Below are 16993 nucleotides of genomic sequence, written 5' to 3'. Positions count from 1 at the left end.
CTCGACCGGTGCCGAATCCACTATGTAGGGTCGCTCCAAATGAGGCGACAATGCAACAGTATCTCGATCTCGTCGAGTCGGCTCTCAGCGGGGGCGCGTACAAGCCCAATCGAACCGGTGTCGACACGATTTCGGCCTTCAGCGAGCACTACGAGGTCGATCTGCAGGAGGGGTACCCCCTCCTCACGACGAAACAGATGGACGGCTACCGGTGGAACTCGATGCTCCACGAGGTCTGCTGGTATCTCTCGGGCGAAGAACACATCCGAACCCTCCGCGAGGAGACGAAGATCTGGGACGCGTGGGCCGACGAAGAGGGGAAACTCGACACCGCGTACGGCCGCTTCTGGCGACGGTATCCGGTTCCCGAGCAGGGAGCGCAACTCGAGGGCGAGTCCTGGCCCGACGAGTCCCACCGATGGGTCACCGAGGAGGAAGACGGTCGGCGGACGTTCGACCAGTTACAGTACGTCGTCGACACGCTCTCGGATTCGCCGAACTCCCGCCGTCTCGTGGTCAACGCCTGGCACCCGGCCAACGCGGCCGTCTCGACGCTGCCGCCGTGTCACTACTCGTTCGTCTTCAACGTCCAGGGCGACCGGCTGAACTGCCATCTCACGCAGCGCTCGGGCGACATCGCGCTGGGCGTCCCGTTTAACATCGCGGCCTACGCGCTCCTGACGAAGGTGGTAGCGCAACAGACTGGGTTCGAACCCGGCTCGTTCGCTCACACCGTCGTCGACGCTCACGTCTACTGCGGCCGCGGCGCACGCGGTGAGTGGTACGCGGACAACCTCGAGTCGCTGCAGTCCCGGCTGGCCGACGCCGAATCCCGCGAGGACTACCTCGCGGTCCGCGAGTGGCTCGAGTCCGAAGCGCCCGCCGAGGCCGAGGGCGACGAACGCCTCGATCACGTCCCTGGGCTGCTCGAGCAACTGTCTCGAGAGCCACTCGAGCAGCCGACGCTCGAGGTCGCGGAGACGTCGATCGACGAGTTAGCCTACGAGGACGTGAAACTGCGGGACTACGAGTCCCACGACGGACTCGAGTTCTCGGTGGCCGAATGAACGGGCGCGGATCGAGCGAGACGGAGACCGGAACGGGGACGGAAACCGAAACCGAACCGGAAGCGGTCGATCTCCCGTCCCTCGAGAGCGACCGCGAACTCGTCGGTATCGTCGCGGTCGCGGAAAACGGCGTCATCGGCAAGGACGGCGAGATGCCCTGGCACATCCCGGAAGATCTGCAGCAGTTCAAAGCGGTGACGATGGATCACCCGGTCATCATGGGCCGAGTCACCTACGAGAGCATCCTCGAGGCGCTCGGCGAACCCCTGCCGGGCCGAACGACGGTGGTCCTGACGAGTCGAGAACTCGAGACGCCGGACAACGCCGTGGTCGCGGGGAGTCTCGAGGAAGCTCTCGAGCGGGCCGAAACGGCTGCCCGCGAGCGCCACGACGACGCCGACCGGCTCTTCGTCGCCGGCGGCGCGACCGTCTACGAACAGTTTCTGCCGGCGCTCGATCGACTGCTCGTGACCGAAGTTCACGACGAACCCGACGGGGAGACGACCTTTCCCGAGTGGGATCGAGACGCGTGGCGCGAGGTCGCTCGCGACGAGCGGGACGGGTTCGCGTTCCTCGAGTACGTCCGCCGGGACTGATCGGATGGGATGGCGGAATCGATCGCAGCCGACGTCGCGCGAGTCCTCGATGTTCACCCTGCGGAGGTCACCGAACTCGAGGGCGGCCAGATCGGGGCGGTGTACCGCATCGACCGTGCGGACGGGCCGCCGGTCGTCGCGAAGGTCGACGAGACGCCCCTCGAGGTCGAGGCGTTCATGCTCCGGACACTGGCCCGCGAGAGCGAGTTGCCCGTTCCGGACGTCCTGTTCGCCGATTCCGACCTGATGATCCTCGAGTACGTCGAGGGATCGACCGACCACGGCCCCGCCGCCGCTCGAGACGCGGCGGATCGGCTCGCTGCGCTTCACGGCGAGCGCGCGGACGCGTTCGGGTTCAAACGAGACACCCTCACCGGCCCGGTCAGACAGCCGAATCCGTGGACCGACTCCTGGATCGACTTCTATCGCGAGCACCGACTCGAGCACCTCACACGCGTGGCAGTCGAAAGCGGGGCGCTCCCGTCGTCACTCGCCGAACGCGTCGCCGCGGTCGGCGATGCACTCGAGGCGCTGCTCGACGAACCAGACGCTCCGTCGCTGATCCACGGCGACATCTGGACGACGAACATCCTTTCTCGAGACGGCGAGGTGACGGCGTTTCTGGACCCGGCGACGTACTACGGTCACCCAGAGATCGAACTCGCATACATCGACTGGACCGGGACGTTCGGCGACGCGTTCTTCGACCGATACGAGACTCACCACGCCGTCGACGCGGGCTTTTTCGACCGCCGGCGATACGTTTACCGACTGTACCCGCTGCTCGTCCACGTCCACCTCTTCGGCGGGCGATACGTCGCCGATCTCGAGGCGACCCTCGACCGACTCGGCTACTGAGAGCGGAGCCGACACGCGACGCTCCTATAAACCACTACCTATCCCCGCCAAATATGGGGTCTAAATGGCTCTACGGCGGATTCTCGAGGGATTCAAATGCCCCCACCTCGAAGCTACCCTATGGCAACTGATGAGTTCTCGGAGGCGATCCGGGAGTTCGACCACGACGGCGAAACGTACAAGATGGCCGATCTTACGGTCCTCGAGGAGCAGGGACTCTGTGACCTCGAGAAACTGCCGGTAAGCATCCGCGTGCTGCTCGAGTCGGTGCTCCGAAACGCCGACGGCGACATGATTTCGGCGCAGGACGTCGAAAACGCGGCTTCCTGGGAACCCGACGTCCCCGACGTCGAAGTCCCCTTCCAGCCCTCCCGCGTCGTGCTCCAGGACTTGACCGGCGTTCCGGCGGTCGTCGACCTGGCCGCACTGCGCTCGGCCGCGGACCGCGCCGGGAAGGATCCCTCCGTCGTCGAACCTGAAGTCCCGTGTGACCTCGTGATCGACCACAGCGTGCAGGTCGACTACTTCGGCAGCGAGGACGCCTACGAGCAGAACGTCGAACTCGAGTACGAGCGAAACGAGGAGCGCTACCGCGCGATCAAGTGGGCGGAACAGGCCTTCGAGGACTTCAACGTCGTGCCGCCGGGAACCGGGATCGTCCACCAGGTCAATCTCGAACACCTCGGCAAGGTCGTCCACGCCCGCGAGGAGGACGGCGAGCAGTGGCTCCTGCCCGACACCCTCGTCGGCACGGACAGCCACACCCCGATGATCGGCGGCATCGGCGTCGTCGGCTGGGGCGTCGGCGGGATCGAAGCCGAAGCCGCGCTGCTCGGCCAACCGATCACGATGACGCTTCCGGAGGTCGTCGGCGTCAAACTGACCGGCGAACTGCCAGAGGGCGCGACCGCGACCGACCTCGTGCTCCACATCACGGAAAAGCTTCGCCAGGTTGGCGTCGTCGACAAGTTCGTTGAGTTCTTCGGTCCCGGCGTCTCGCAGCTTTCGGTCGCGGATCGCGCGACGATCGCGAACATGGCCCCCGAGCAGGGGTCGACGATCAGCATGTTCCCGGTCGACGACGCGACGCTCGACTACCTCGAGTTGACCGGCCGCGAGGATGACCACATCGAACTCGTCGAGGAGTACCTCGAAGCGCAGGGTCTCTTTGGCGAGCACGATCCGGAGTTCACCGAGGAAGTCGAGTTCGACCTCGGCACCGTCGAACCCAGCCTCGCGGGCCACAAGAAGCCCCATGCCCGCATCCCGATGGGCGATCTGGACGAGCACTTCCCGACGCTGCTCGCGGAGGAGGGTGTGATCGATTCGGGAGCCGCAGAGAGCGACGGTGGACTCGTCGCCAAGGAACAGCCCGGACTCGACGAGAAAATTCCAGTCACCCTCGAGGACGGAACCGAGGTCGAGATCGGCCACGGCTCCGTTCTGGTCAGCGCGATCACGAGTTGTACGAACACCTCGAACCCCTCGGTGATGGTCGCTGCGGGACTGCTCGCTCGAAATGCAGCCGAACAGGGACTCGAGGTACCCGAATACGTCAAGACGAGTCTCGCACCCGGCAGCAAGGTCGTCACCGAGTATCTCAAACAGGCCGACCTGCTTGATGACCTCGAGGAGTTGGGCTACCACGTCGTCGGCTACGGCTGTACGACCTGTATCGGTAACGCGGGCCCGCTCGCCGAACCGATCGAGGCCGCCATCGACGACCACGACCTCTGGACGACCAGCGTCCTCTCGGGCAACCGTAACTTCGAGGCCCGGATTCACCCGAAGATTCGCGCGAACTATCTCGCCAGTCCGCCGCTCGTAGTGGCGTACGGCCTCGCGGGGAAGATGGATATCGACCTCGAAGAGGAGCCGATCGGCACGAACGACGACGGGGAACCGGTCTTCCTCGAGGACGTCTGGCCGGACCCACAGGAGGTCAAAGAGACGATCCACGACAGCGTCTCCGCCGAACTGTTCGAGGAGAAGTACGCGAGCGTCTTCGAGGGCGACGACCGCTGGGAAGCACTCGATGCGCCGACCGGCGAGGTCTACGAGTGGGATTCGAAGTCGACGTACATCCGTGAGCCGCCGTTCTTCCAGGACTTCCCGCTCGACGAACCCGGCGTCGAAGACATCGCGGACGCGCGCTGTCTGCTCACCCTCGGTGACACGGTCACGACCGACCACATTAGTCCGGCGGGGCCGTTCAGCGAGGATCTGCCCGCCGGCCAGTGGCTCGCGGAGCGCGGCGTCGAACCGTACGAGTTCAACACCTACGGCTCCCGCCGCGGGAACCACGAGGTCATGATGCGGGGCACCTTCGCGAACGTCCGCATCGAGAACCAGATGCTCGACGGAAAGGAGGGTGGCTACACGATCCATCATCCGACCGACGAAGAGACGACCGTCTTCGAGGCCTCCGAGCGCTACCGCGACGAGGACACCCCGCTCATCGTCATGGCCGGCGAGGAACTGGGGACCGGCTCGAGCCGCGACTGGGCCGCGAAAGGAACCGATCTGCTCGGTATCCGCGCGACCATCGGCAAGAGCTACGAGCGCATCTACCGCGACAACCTCCTCGGCATGGGCGTCCTGCCCCTGCAGTTCGAAGACGGCGACGGCTGGGAGGAACTCGGCCTCGACGGCTCCGAACACTTCGACATTCGGGGCTTAGACGACGGCCTCGAGCCGAACGCCGAACTCACCGTCGTCGCCGAGGACGACGAGGGCGAGACCACCGAGTTCGACGTAACCGCACAGGTCGGCACGCCGGCAGCCGTCAAGTACGTCGAGAACGGCGGCGTGCTCCACCTCGTGTTGCGGAAGTTGCTGACGGAGTGAGATCGTCCCCGCGCTAAAGGGGGACGTCGAGACGGAACGCGTCCCGGTGTCGTTCGAGGGACGCAGTCTCTCGTCTCGAGTCCGATCCCGGCGGATCGTTGGGGCCCCATCGTCGGATCGTCAGCCACATCGCGAAAGCATTGTCTGTGCTTGACACGCTCACCTTCATAGTTGGCAAGCAGGTTTTATATGCTACTTTTCGAGCGTACGAAGTAGATGGCATCACGTAACCGAACCATGGCTGGCTGTTTCTGTGGGTCCCGGAGTCGAGTTTCGCTACACGAGGGGGCCGACGGTGGCTTTTGAGTCCGGATCACTCGACCGAACGGTGGCCAGTAGCGAGGAGACCGACGTCGATACGAGCGACGTCGCGGACATCGATGCGGACGCCGACTACGATGACGAGAACGCGAGGGAGATGCAACGGTCCATCGCCAAACTGGGCGACGGGACCGTCGAAATCAGCGATCGTCTCGACGAGATCCACGACGAGGCGAACGAACAGTACGACGCGATCATGCACGTCGCCGACGAAACCTCGAGTCTGTCGGCGTCGGTCGAGGAGATCGCCTCGTCCTCGGAGGAGGTCGCCGCGGCCGGCGAGACCGCTCGGGACCTGGCCGAAGCGGGCCAGGAGTCGGCGGACGATGTGGGGACCGCGATGGCGGCGATCCGCGAGGCCGCGGCCGAGGTGACCGACGACGTCACGGCGATCCAGGAGAGTGTCGAGGAGATCGACGAGATCGTCTCGGTGATCAACAACATCGCCGATCAGACGAACCTGCTCGCGCTGAACGCGTCGATCGAGGCCGCCCACGCCGACGAGTCGGGCAACGGGTTCGCCGTCGTCGCCTCGGAAGTTAAATCGCTGGCCGAGGATTCACAGCAGCGAGCCAGCGAGATCGAACGGATGATTCGGGACGTCGAGGAGAAGACCGACGCCGCCGCCACGAGCTTAGACGAGAACAACGAGCGCATCGAACGCGGCATCGAATCGGTCGATCACGCCGCCGAGATCCTCGAGGATATCTACGACACCGTCGACGAAGTCTCCGACGGCATCGACGAAGTCGCCGCGGCGACCGACCAGCAGGCCTCGAGCACGGAGGAGGTCGCGAGCATGGTCGATCAGAGCGTCGCCAGCGCGGAGTCCATCGCCGAGGATACCGGTGCGATCGCGTCCGAAGTCGACGCTCAGACCGAGCAGATCGAGACGATCGATCGGACGCTCGAGCAGCTGGTCGACGACTTCGCACCCGACGCGGGTCCGGCGCGGTAGCTCTCGCTCTCCCTCCCGTTCTTGTGGCTCCCGTCGCCCGAGAATCGGAGCTCACCGACCGGCTCCGGACCGGGGTCGGCTCGTTCCGGTTGTCGACGCACACACCCCGTTCGAGTCGTCGTCAGTAGCGTCTTTACGCTTCGGTTCTAACCCCAGTCCGTGACCGAGTTACGATACCTTCCCGATGCCGACGACGTGACGACGTTCACCGCAACCGTCACCGAAGCGGCCGACGACGGCGTGTTCCTCGACGGAACCTACTTTTACCCGGAAGGCGGCGGTCAACCGGCCGACCAGGGTACCCTCGAGTGGGAGGGCGGCGTCGCCGACGTGGTCGACGTCCAGAAAGACCACGGCGACGTCCGCCACGATGTCGACGTTCGCGAGGGGGAGCTCCCCGAACCGGGGACGACGGTCCAGGCCCGAATCGACGAGGGGCGACGACAGCAGTTGAGCCGGATGCACACCGCCCAACACGTCGTTTCCCGCGTCGTCCTCGAGGAGTACGGCGCGAGCACGGCCGGGAACCAGGTCTACCCCGATCGGTCGCGGATCGACTTCGAACCCACATCGTTCGACGATGATGACCTCGAACGCATCGAGCGTCGCACCAACGAAGTGATCGAGCACGACCGCGCGGTTGTAAAGGAGAACCGTCCGCGGGATGTCGTCGAAGCGGAGGTCGACGAAGGGCGGGCGCTGCTCAACCTGATCCCTGACTCCGTCGATCCGCTTCGTGTCGTGGAGATCGAGGACTTCGACATGTGTCCGTGTGGCGGCACGCACGTCTCGCGACTCGGCGATATCGGACGCGTATCGATCGTCGACCACACGTCGAAGGGCGAAGACGTCGACCGAATCGCGTTCGAACTCGAGAAGTCGTAGCTCGAGCGAAGACCGGTCGATGTACAGACGCGCCTAGCGGACGTTTGTCCCAGTAGCGTCACGTATTTATCGCCAGTAGCGTCTACTGACCTATCGTCTTCGGGCGAACCCTGCGCCCCGTCGTTCCACAGTGTGTTACTCATGTCGTTCGTTCCACTCCTGGTCGACGTCGGCTCGACCCTCGAGGAGGCGACCGGCTTCCTCCAGTACCTGCTGGTATTCGTCTTCGCGGCGATTCCTGTGATCGAGATTCTCGTGGTGATTCCGGTCGCGATCGGGCTGGGACTCGATCCCGTTCTCGCGGGCGTCGTCGCGTTCGCCGGCAACGTCCTCTCGGTGTATGCGCTCGTTCTCTTCTACCAGCAGATCGCGAACTGGCTTCGGCGCCGCCGCGGCGAAAAGTCGGGGCGCAGCGACCGGTACGCCCGAGCGCGCCGGCTCTGGGACCGGTACGGACTGCCGGGACTCGCGCTCGGCGGGCCAGTACTCGCCGGCGTTCACGTCGCCGCACTGGTCGCGTTGCTCGCTGGGAGTCGGAGCCGCACCGTCGCCGTCTGGATGACCGCGGGCATCCTCGTGTGGACGGTCGTGCTCGTCGCGGCCTCGGTGTACGGCGTCTCGGTGCTCGGGATCGCGTAGTACGCCGGGCTTTTACAACGTCCGACCGTATTTTCGCCCATGACTACTCCGACGGACCGAAACCGCCTCGACGAGGAGGAAAGCCCCTACCTGCGCCAGCACGCGGACAACCCCGTCAACTGGCAGCCCTGGGACGAGCAGGCTCTCGAGGCCGCCCGCGAGCACGACGTTCCGATCTTCCTCTCGATCGGCTACTCGGCGTGTCACTGGTGTCACGTCATGGAAGACGAGAGCTTCGCCGACGAGGAGGTCGCCGCGGTGCTCAACGAGCAGTTCGTCCCGATCAAGGTCGACCGCGAGGAGCGCCCGGACGTCGACAGCATTTACATGACTGTCGCCCAGCTGGTCTCCGGCCGGGGCGGCTGGCCGCTCTCGGCGTGGCTCACCCCCGAGGGCAAGCCGTTCTACGTCGGGACCTACTTCCCGAAAGAGCCCAAACGCGGCCAGCCCGGCTTCCTCGACGTGCTGGACAACCTCGTCGAGTCCTGGGAGACCGATCGCGAAGCGGTCGAGAACCGCGCCGAGCAGTGGACCGACGCGGCGAAAGACCGCCTCGAGGAGACGCCCGACTCCGTGGCCGCGCCGGAGCCGCCCTCGAGCGAGGTCATCGAGACCGCCGCCGACGCGGCGGTCCGAAGCGCCGACCGGCAGTACGGCGGCTTCGGCTCGAGCGGGCCGAAGTTCCCGCAGATGTCTCGTCTTCGCGTGCTCGCCCGCGCGTACGACCGAACGGGCCGCGGCGAGTATCTCGAGGTGCTCGAGGAGTCCCTCGACGCGATGGCGGCGGGCGGGCTCTACGACCACGTGGGCGGCGGCTTCCACCGTTACTGCGTCGATCGGGACTGGGCCGTGCCTCACTTCGAGAAGATGCTGTACGACAACGCCGAAATTCCGCGGGCGTTCCTCGCCGGCTATCAGCTGACGGGTGCCGAGCGCTACGCCGAGGTTGCCGAGGAGACGCTCGCGTTCGTCGCCCGAGAGCTCACCCACGAGGAGGGCGGCTTCTTCAGCACGCTCGACGCCCAGAGCGAGACACCGACGGGCGAACGCGAGGAGGGCGTTTTCTACGTCTGGACCCCCGACGAAGTGACCGAGGTGCTCGCGGACGAGACCACCGCGGAGCTCTTCTGTGAACGCCACGACATCACCGAGTCGGGTAACTTCGAGGGAACGAACCAGCCGAATCGTGTCCAGTCCGTCCCGGCCCTCGCCGAGGCGTACGGCCTCGAGGAGCGCGAGGTCGAAACGCGACTCGAGACCGCACGCGAACGGCTGTTCGAGGTCCGCGAGCAGCGGCCGCGTCCCAACCGCGACGAAAAGGTGCTGGCGAGTTGGAACGGGCTGATGATCGCGACCTGCGCGGAGGCGGCGCTGGTGCTGGGCGAAGACGAGTACGCTACCATGGCCGTCGACGCGCTCGAGTTCGTTCGGGATCGGCTCTGGAACGGAGACGATCAGCGGCTCTCGCGCCGGTACAAGGATGGCGACGTCAAAGTCGACGGCTACCTCGAGGACTACGCATTCCTCGCCCGGGGTGCCCTGGGTTGCTACGAGGCCACGGGCGAGGTCGATCACCTCGAGTTCGCGCTCGAACTCGCACGGATCATCGAGGCAGAGTTCTGGGACGCCGACCGGGGAACCCTGTACTTCACGCCCGAGAGCGGCGAGTCGCTGGTCACGCGTCCCCAGGAACTGAACGACCAGTCGACGCCCTCGGCGACCGGCGTCGCGGTCGAGACGCTGCTCGCGCTCGACGAGTTCGCCGACGATGACGATGCGTTCGACGCGATCGCCTCGACCGTCCTCGAGACGCACGCGAACAAGATCGAGACGAACGCGCTCGAGCACGCGTCGCTCTGTCTCGCCGCCGACCGACTCGAGTCAGGCGCACTCGAGATTACCGTCGCCGCCGAGGCGCTCCCCGAGGAGTGGCGCGACCGCTTCGCCGATCGGTTCCTCCCGGACCGACTGTTCGCGCGCCGACCGCCGACGGAAGCCGGACTCGAGACGTGGCTCGAGCAGTTAGGCCTCGAAGACGCGCCGCCGATCTGGGCCGGACGCGAGGCCCGCGACGGCGAATCCACGCTGTACGTCTGCCGGAACCGGACGTGTTCGCCGCCGGTCCACGACGTGGAGGAGGCACTCGAGTGGCTGACTGAGACTGCGGACGCAGATGTCGACGCGACGGTGGAGGGGTCGACCGGGACGGTTCTCGACGACGAGGACAGTCCGTTCTAGCGCTTCCCGCCGTCGCGGTCATTGCACCTCGCCAGCGGACCATCGACGTGTCACGACGCGGTGGTTCTCGCGACGCCGTGATCGGTTTGCCCCGTTTGACGGGGGCGAGTTAGCGCTGAAGTGAAAAACTGACAAACAGTTTCCTGTCGCATAATGATCCGATTACCTGACTGTTCACCGCTCATTAACGATATACTCACAAGATGTTTTTCCGGTAGCATGTTTCCGATAGCAATAGTAACGGCGGGTGGGGAGGTTGGTTCGGAGCCGTCCCGAATCAAACGAGTTGGCGCGCGATGCGGGGTGGACTGACGTGAGCCGATCAAGGTCGCAGTCAGAGTCCGTAGCGCTCGATTGCCGGTCCGACGTCACCGTCGCCGCCCACCAGCCAAACTATCTTCCATGGCTCGGCTACTTCCACAAGATCCGAGCGAGCGACGTCTTCGTTTTCCTCGACGACGTCGAGTATACCTCCGGCTCGTGGATCAACCGCAACCGGATCAAGACGCCCGACGGCTGGACGTGGCTCACGGTCCCCGTCCGGGGAGGATCGAGCGGCCCGATCGCCGACGTGACGATCGCGGATGAGGACTGGTGCGAGACCCACAGAAAGAGCCTCCAGCAGAACTACGGCAACGCTGCTCGCTTCGACACGGTCGCCGATCTCTTCGAGGAGACGTACGCGCGCACGCGGGACTCGCTGTGCGAACTGAACGTCCACCTGGTCCGCGAGATCGCCAACCGTCTCGACCTCGAGTGTCGATTCGTCCGCTCGTCCTCGCTCGGGATCGACGCGACGAAGGCCGACCGAATCGTCGACATCTGTTCGGAACTCGACGCCGGTCGGTACTTCTCCGGAACCGGTGCACGGTCGTACCTTGATCAGTCGCGCTTCGAGGCGAATGAGGTCGCCCTCACGTACCAGTCGTTCGACTATCCGGATTACGAGCAGCGCTTCGACGGCTTCATTCCGGAGCTCTCGGTCGTCGACGCGCTCATGAACGTCGGTCTGGACGGCACGAACGAACTCCTACAGCGGATGGACGCCGACGGTGGGTAGCACGAGACAGCGCCATGACCGACACGTCCGGAGTTCAGCTACGGGTGACCTCGCTGCGTCGTTCGAGTGACCGGTCCGGTCGGTCGTCGATGAACTGTCACTGTCCTCCATCCGCCCGGGTTCCAGAGAACGGCTCAAGTGTCGGCTCTCGTAGCCCGAATCCGGTTACAGTTCCGCGTCGAACCGCTGGGCCAACCAGATTGCCGGCGGCAGGTCCTCGGACTCGACGAACCGAGTAACTTCCTCGCCGTCGTCGGTTTCTACCACGACGGTCGGGATGTACTCGATACCGTACTCGTCGACTCCGGGGCCCTGCTTGTCCTGGTCGAGGGCGTACTCCTCGAGGCGCTCTTCGGAAACGCCCGCCGCCTCGAGTGCGGCCCCCAGATCCGGGAGCAGTTTCCGGCAGTCCTTACACCAGTCGCCGCCCCACACCTTGTACACCAGTTCGTCGTTGTGCGATTCGAGCGTGTCGACCGCATCCTGATAGGACGCTTCGTCCCAGGTGGGATTCGGCTGCATGGTCTCGAGACTCATGGCTCCGGATTACACGGCCGGCGGCTTAACGACCGCGCTTCCCTCCCGCCGCGTCGCGGTCGTCTCGAGGGGGCTTCGGGACGGTCACTCGAACGTCTGGAACTCGACGGTGCGCCCCTCGGGATCCGAGGCGAAGAACTGGTAGATGTCGTACGTGTCGTTGGCGTGTGGTTCGCCCTCGGCTCGGTTGCCCATCTGCTCGTAGGCGTCGTCGACCCCCGCGCGGTCTTCGAAGACGAACGTGACGATGCCCTCGGTGTCCGCGTCGTTTCGGTCACAGAACCCGAATCGGAACGATCCGGCCTCGAGGATGGTACAGTCGGGCTGCTCGAGCCAAACGTCGGCGCCGAACTCCTGATAGAAGTCGATCACGTCGTCGTGGCGTTCGGTCCGGAAGAAGACGATGCCGTCCATACCGGCTCCTTGTTGCCCGCTGATAAAAACGCTCCCGGAGCCAAGTCGGTGGGATTTTTACGGTAAACAAAAATATTATATGGCATGGTATTCGACTCTATCGGCGATCGGGATCACGAACAGGTATCTCACTTCACCGATCCTGAAACCGGACTGCAAGCGATCGTTGCGATCCACGACACGACGCTCGGACCGAGTCTCGGCGGGACGCGAATGCTCGATTACGAAACCGAACAACACGCCCTCGAGGACGTGTTGCGGCTTTCCCAGGCGATGACGTACAAGGCGGCCGCGGCTGACCTCCCGCTTGGCGGCGGGAAAGCGGTAATCCTCGGCAATCCCGACGACCTCAAAAGCGAGGCGTTGTTCGAGGCCTACGGGCGCGCTGTCGATTGTCTGGGCGGCCGGTATATCACCTCGGTCGACGTCAACTCCGGCGTCGCGGATATGGACGTTATCGCCCGCGAAACCGACCACGTAGTCGGCACGAGCAACGGGCTGGGTGATCCATCGCCGATCACGGCTCACGGCGTTTATCACGGCGTTCGGGCCTGTACCGAGTCGGTTTACGGGACGGAATCGACGAGCGGTCGCGAGGTCTTGATCCAGGGGCTTGGCAAGGTCGGCCGCTCGCTGGCCGAGGAACTGCTCGCCGACGGCGCTTCGGTAACGGTTACGGATATCGACGAAAACGCCGTCGACGCGTTCGCACGGGAGCACGACGTCGAAACGATCCCGTCGGACGCCGTCTTCGACCAGTCGTGTGACATCTTCGCACCCTGTGCCGTCGGCGGCGTGATCAACGACGAGACGATTCCGCAACTCGATTGCGACATCGTCGCGGGCGGCGCGAACAACATTCTCGCCGAACGTCGACACGCGACCGCGCTCCGGGATCGGGGTATCCTGTACGCTCCGGACTACGTGATCAACGGCGGCGGCCTGATCACGGTCGCCAAGGAGTATCTCGGCGGGACCCGAGAAGAGGCCTACGAGGAGGCGGCAGCGATCGGCGACCGACTGCTCGAGATGATCGAACTCGCCGAGGAACGGGAGACGACGGTGCTCGAGGCGGCCGACGCGTACGCTCGAGAGCAGATCGAAGCCGCCGAGCGGACGACGCCAGCGGTTCCGACGCAACTGTAGGCACGTCAGTTCCGCCGCCCGTTCGTTGTTCGCCGATCCGCGAAGGCGAGTGACGGCGATTTCGCTTGGGTTTGAGCTTGTTTTTGAGCTTGTTTTTGAGTTTGCGTTTGAGTTCGAGTGTCGGTCCGAGCGCGGTTCAGTTTGCGCTCGAGTTCGGCCGCTGACACTCGTCCATACACCGGCACGTCCTGCCTCTGTCCAGCACCGGTTTACGTCTCGAATACCTACGGGTGGCCAATGAAGGGAAGCATCCTGGACACGATCGGATCGCCGCTCGTCCAGGTCGATTCGCCGGAGGGCGCGACCGTCGCTGCGAAGGTCGAATCCTTCAACCCCGGTGGCTCGGCCAAGGACCGGCCGGCCCTACAGATGATCCGGGCGGCCGAACGCGACGGCACGATCGAACCCGGCGACTGGCTCGTCGAACCGACCAGCGGAAACACGGGGATCGGTCTCTCGCTGGTCTGTGCAGCTCGAGATTACGACCTGACGATCGTCATGCCGTCGGACAAGTCCACCGAGCGCCGTCAGATCATGTCCGCTTACGGCGCTGAACTCGAACTCGTCGACGGCGACATGGAGGATGCCCGCGCTCGCGCCGAAGAACTCGAGGCCGCCGGCGCGATTCAGTTGGGTCAGTTCGAGAACCCGGCGAATCCGGAAGCCCACTACCGAACGACCGGCGAGGAGATCGTCGAGCAGGTCGGGGACCGCGAGATCGACGCCTTCGTGGCCGGCGTCGGCACCGGCGGCACGATCTCGGGGACCGGTCGACGGCTCCGCGAGGAGTTTCCCGAGATGGAGATCATCGCAGTCGAACCGGCCACGAACGCCGTTCTCTCGACGGGTGAATCGGGCGACGACGACTTCCAGGGGATGGGACCCGGCTTCGTTAGCGAGAACCTGGATCTGGATCTGATCGACCGCGTCGAGACGGTCGAACTCGAGAACGCCGAAGACGAGTGCCGCCGCCTCGCCCGCGAGGAGGGCGTCCTCGTGGGCCAGTCCAGCGGGGCGACGAGTCTCGTCTCGCAGCGGATCGCCCGCGAGATCGCGGTGCCGGAGCGGGAGTGTCCGGAGGTTCCGGGCTCGTTCGACGAACCGGTGGCGACGCCCGAACCGGACGGCGGCGAGTCGGTCGATGACTGCCCACTCGTCGTCACCGTCTTCTGGGACAGCGGCGAACGGTACCTCTCGACCGGACTCTTCGACTGATTGGTCGTTCGGACGCCCCTTCGGACGACGAGCCGCCGTCGGGATCGTCGCGAAAATCGTTCTTTCACCTTGGCAAACCACTTTTAGGCGTCCGGTTCTCTACTCGAATAATGACACGTCGATCTCGACGCAGGATCCTCTGTGGTACCGCCGGACTGGTCGCCCTCAGCGCCGGATGTCTAGACGAGACCGGCGGCCCCGACGACGACCTGAGCGGACCCGACGAGTCGAACGGGACCGACGACGATACAGGCGAGGACGATACCACCGACGACGACCCCGGATCCGGCGGGACCGACGACGATGAGGACGTCAGTGGCACCAGCACTGAACACGACGGATTTGAGGACGTTGAAAGCGTTCTCTTCAACCACGCCGACGTTCCGACCGATCCCGATGCAACGCTGTTCACCCAGCCCGATCGGGCGACGGACTGGCTCGAGACACGGCCCCTCGAGGACGAGTCCCTTACCGAGTTCGTCGACGTGACCGACTTCGAGGCGTCCGTCGTGGTCGCACTCGAGGCCGGCGCGCCGAATCTCTGCTACGAAATGGTGCTCGAAGAGGGGACGCTCGAGGGCGACGAACTCGAGCTCGAAGCCGTAGTCAGGGATGACTCGGCGGGCGAGGAGGTGGCCTGTGCACAGCAGGAGACGACCGTCGGCCACCTCGTCCGCGCGCCGATCGCGGGGAGTCCGAACGTTTCGGTGACGATCGTCGACCGCGATGGGAACCCACGCAGCATCGGGCTGGCCGCCGACAGCGCAAGCGAATCGGATGCGGACGGTGACGGCGAGACGACGGGCGATAGCGACCGCGACGACGCGTGAAAGCTCGTCCCGATCGGTGCCTCGAACCAACGTGGACGACCGTTCAGTTCCCCCTACAGGTGACGGGGGGTCGTTTCGCGCGGGACGCGATGTTACGGGAGCGATAAATCGGCACTGATACGACCACTGTAGCCTATTCCCGTGGGAGTAGGATCATCCTGCGATTGTGCCGGTACACGGCCACAGCAAGCTGGATGTATCACCCTTAACAACTATCGGTACAGTAGAACATAGCACAACTGTGATTTTACCAGTCGTTTAGGCTTGCACTCTTCGGTGTGTGTTCTTTGATAACGGATCTGCGAGTGTAACAGGTGAATCAACACATCGACAGACGCCGAATGATTCAAACGCTCGGCACCGTTGGTGCGTTGGGTGCCGTCGCTGGCTGCACGGCGGTCTCGCAGGACGACGACGAAGATGAGGGTCGTCCGGCGGAAGAGACCGACGTCGATAGCATCGCTGCCGATCCCACGGACCTACCGGATCCGATAGATCGGGACGAACCGGAACACCACGAATTGGAGATTCAGACCGAGGAACTCGTCGCGGAGATCGAAGACGGCGTCACGCATCGGTTCATGACGTTCGACGGGCAAATCCCCGGTCCGTTCGTCCGCGCCCGCGTCGGCGACACTGTCCATCTGACGTTCGACGTCCCCGACGACCTCAACGCAGACGTACACAACATCGATTTCCACGCGGTCTACGGCCCCGGTGGTGGGGCGGCCGACACGACGATCGCACCGGGCGAGGGCCCCGTCGAAATCGAGTTCCGACTGGAGTACCCCGGCGCGTTCTACTATCACTGCGCCCCGGGACAACACGACTACCACATCTCCACGGGGATGTTCGGCACGATTCTGGTCGAACCGGAGGACGGACTCCCCGAAGTTGACCGCGAACTCTACCTCGGACAGCACGAACTCTACACGGACATGGAGGTCGGCGAGGAAGGCCACCACAACTTCGACTTCGACGCCGCCGCCGACGAGAACCCCACGTACGTCCTGTTCAACGGCGAGGTGGGGACCTTTACCGAAGGTGGCGACCAAGGACGCATTCACGCGGAAACGGACGAAACCGTACGCGTCTATTGGTGTAACGCCGGACCGAACCTAATGAGTGGTCCACACCCCATCGGTAACGTCTGGGCACGCTGGTACGACTACGGGGATATCGAGTCGGAGCCCGTTCGGAACGTCGAAGGGGCGGCGCTCCCCGCAGGGACGACGGGGGTCGGCGAAATGGAGTTGCCGGTTCCCGGACCCGTCAAACTCGTCGACCACGCACTCTCCCGAACGGTCCGAAAAGGATTGCTCGCAGAGGTAGAAGTCGAAGGCGAGGAGGACACCGACATCTACAATCCCGATCCGTGACGG

At 64.5% G+C, this 16993-nt stretch carries 15 protein-coding genes; 13 read left to right on the top strand and 2 right to left on the bottom strand.

Annotation, left to right across the window (positions count from 1 at the left end; translation table 11 throughout):
- Positions 1–50: 50 nt before the first annotated feature.
- The 9 genes from thyA (at position 51) to GS429_RS19660 (ending at position 11469) form a co-directional block, all read left to right on the top strand.
- Positions 51–1067: a thymidylate synthase gene (gene thyA, locus GS429_RS19700; protein WP_160067392.1), complete on the top strand. Its 1017-nt coding sequence runs from the start codon at positions 51–53 to the stop codon at positions 1065–1067.
- Complete coding sequence (locus GS429_RS19695) at positions 1064–1663, top strand: dihydrofolate reductase (protein ID WP_160067390.1); 600 nt, start codon at positions 1064–1066, stop codon at positions 1661–1663. Before thyA ends, GS429_RS19695 begins: the two co-directional genes overlap by 4 nt.
- Positions 1664–1672: 9 nt before the next feature.
- Entirely contained in the window at positions 1673–2521 is an 849-nt protein-coding gene (locus GS429_RS19690) for a fructosamine kinase family protein (RefSeq protein WP_160067388.1), read from the top strand.
- Positions 2522–2641: 120 nt separating this feature from the next.
- Positions 2642–5368, top strand: coding sequence for an aconitate hydratase AcnA (gene acnA, locus GS429_RS19685; RefSeq protein ID WP_160067386.1), 2727 nt, complete (start codon positions 2642–2644; stop codon positions 5366–5368).
- A 295-nt stretch (positions 5369–5663) separates the two neighbouring features.
- Positions 5664–6647, top strand: coding sequence for a methyl-accepting chemotaxis protein (locus GS429_RS19680; RefSeq protein WP_328821503.1), 984 nt, complete (start codon positions 5664–5666; stop codon positions 6645–6647).
- Positions 6648–6806: 159 nt separating this feature from the next.
- Entirely contained in the window at positions 6807–7532 is a 726-nt protein-coding gene (locus tag GS429_RS19675; protein WP_328821502.1) for an alanyl-tRNA editing protein, read from the top strand.
- Between the two features lie 141 nt (positions 7533–7673).
- Entirely contained in the window at positions 7674–8171 is a 498-nt protein-coding gene (locus GS429_RS19670) for a small multi-drug export protein (protein ID WP_160067384.1), read from the top strand.
- A gap of 39 nt (positions 8172–8210) precedes the next feature.
- Positions 8211–10409, top strand: a complete 2199-nt coding sequence (locus GS429_RS19665; RefSeq protein ID WP_160067382.1) for a thioredoxin domain-containing protein — start codon at positions 8211–8213, stop codon at positions 10407–10409.
- 313 nt (positions 10410–10722) lie between these two features.
- Positions 10723–11469: a WbqC family protein gene (locus tag GS429_RS19660; protein WP_328821501.1), complete on the top strand. Its 747-nt coding sequence runs from the start codon at positions 10723–10725 to the stop codon at positions 11467–11469.
- Positions 11470–11634: 165 nt separating this feature from the next.
- Here the strand turns inward: GS429_RS19660 and GS429_RS19655 are convergent, their stop codons facing one another.
- The gene (locus tag GS429_RS19655) at positions 11635–12006 is read right to left on the bottom strand and encodes a TlpA family protein disulfide reductase (RefSeq protein ID WP_160067378.1); all 372 of its coding nucleotides are present in this window, start codon (positions 12004–12006) and stop codon (positions 11635–11637) included.
- A gap of 84 nt (positions 12007–12090) precedes the next feature.
- The gene (locus tag GS429_RS19650) at positions 12091–12420 is read right to left on the bottom strand and encodes a VOC family protein (protein WP_160067376.1); all 330 of its coding nucleotides are present in this window, start codon (positions 12418–12420) and stop codon (positions 12091–12093) included.
- A gap of 84 nt (positions 12421–12504) precedes the next feature.
- Between GS429_RS19650 and GS429_RS19645 the strand changes: the two genes are divergently transcribed.
- The 4 genes from GS429_RS19645 to nirK all read left to right on the top strand — a co-directional run bounded on the left by GS429_RS19645 (position 12505) and on the right by nirK (position 16990).
- A complete protein-coding gene (locus tag GS429_RS19645) occupies positions 12505–13566 on the top strand; it encodes a Leu/Phe/Val dehydrogenase (RefSeq protein ID WP_160067374.1) in 1062 nt (353 codons plus the stop codon).
- A gap of 237 nt (positions 13567–13803) precedes the next feature.
- The gene (locus tag GS429_RS19640) at positions 13804–14781 is read left to right on the top strand and encodes a PLP-dependent cysteine synthase family protein (protein WP_160067372.1); all 978 of its coding nucleotides are present in this window, start codon (positions 13804–13806) and stop codon (positions 14779–14781) included.
- A 110-nt stretch (positions 14782–14891) separates the two neighbouring features.
- Positions 14892–15611 (top strand): hypothetical protein, encoded by a 720-nt coding sequence (locus GS429_RS19635; RefSeq protein WP_160067370.1) that lies wholly within the window; start codon positions 14892–14894, stop codon positions 15609–15611.
- Between the two features lie 341 nt (positions 15612–15952).
- On the top strand, positions 15953–16990 hold the full coding sequence (gene nirK / locus GS429_RS19630) for a copper-containing nitrite reductase (protein ID WP_160067368.1): 1038 nt from the start codon (positions 15953–15955) through the stop codon (positions 16988–16990).
- The last annotated feature ends 3 nt before the right edge of the window (positions 16991–16993 follow it).

This window comes from Natronorubrum halalkaliphilum (genome assembly GCF_009834785.1).
Classification (GTDB): Archaea; Halobacteriota; Halobacteria; order Halobacteriales; family Natrialbaceae; genus Natronorubrum; species Natronorubrum halalkaliphilum.
Note: the sequence above shows the minus strand (reverse complement) of the source record. Positions and strands in the feature narration are given on the sequence as shown.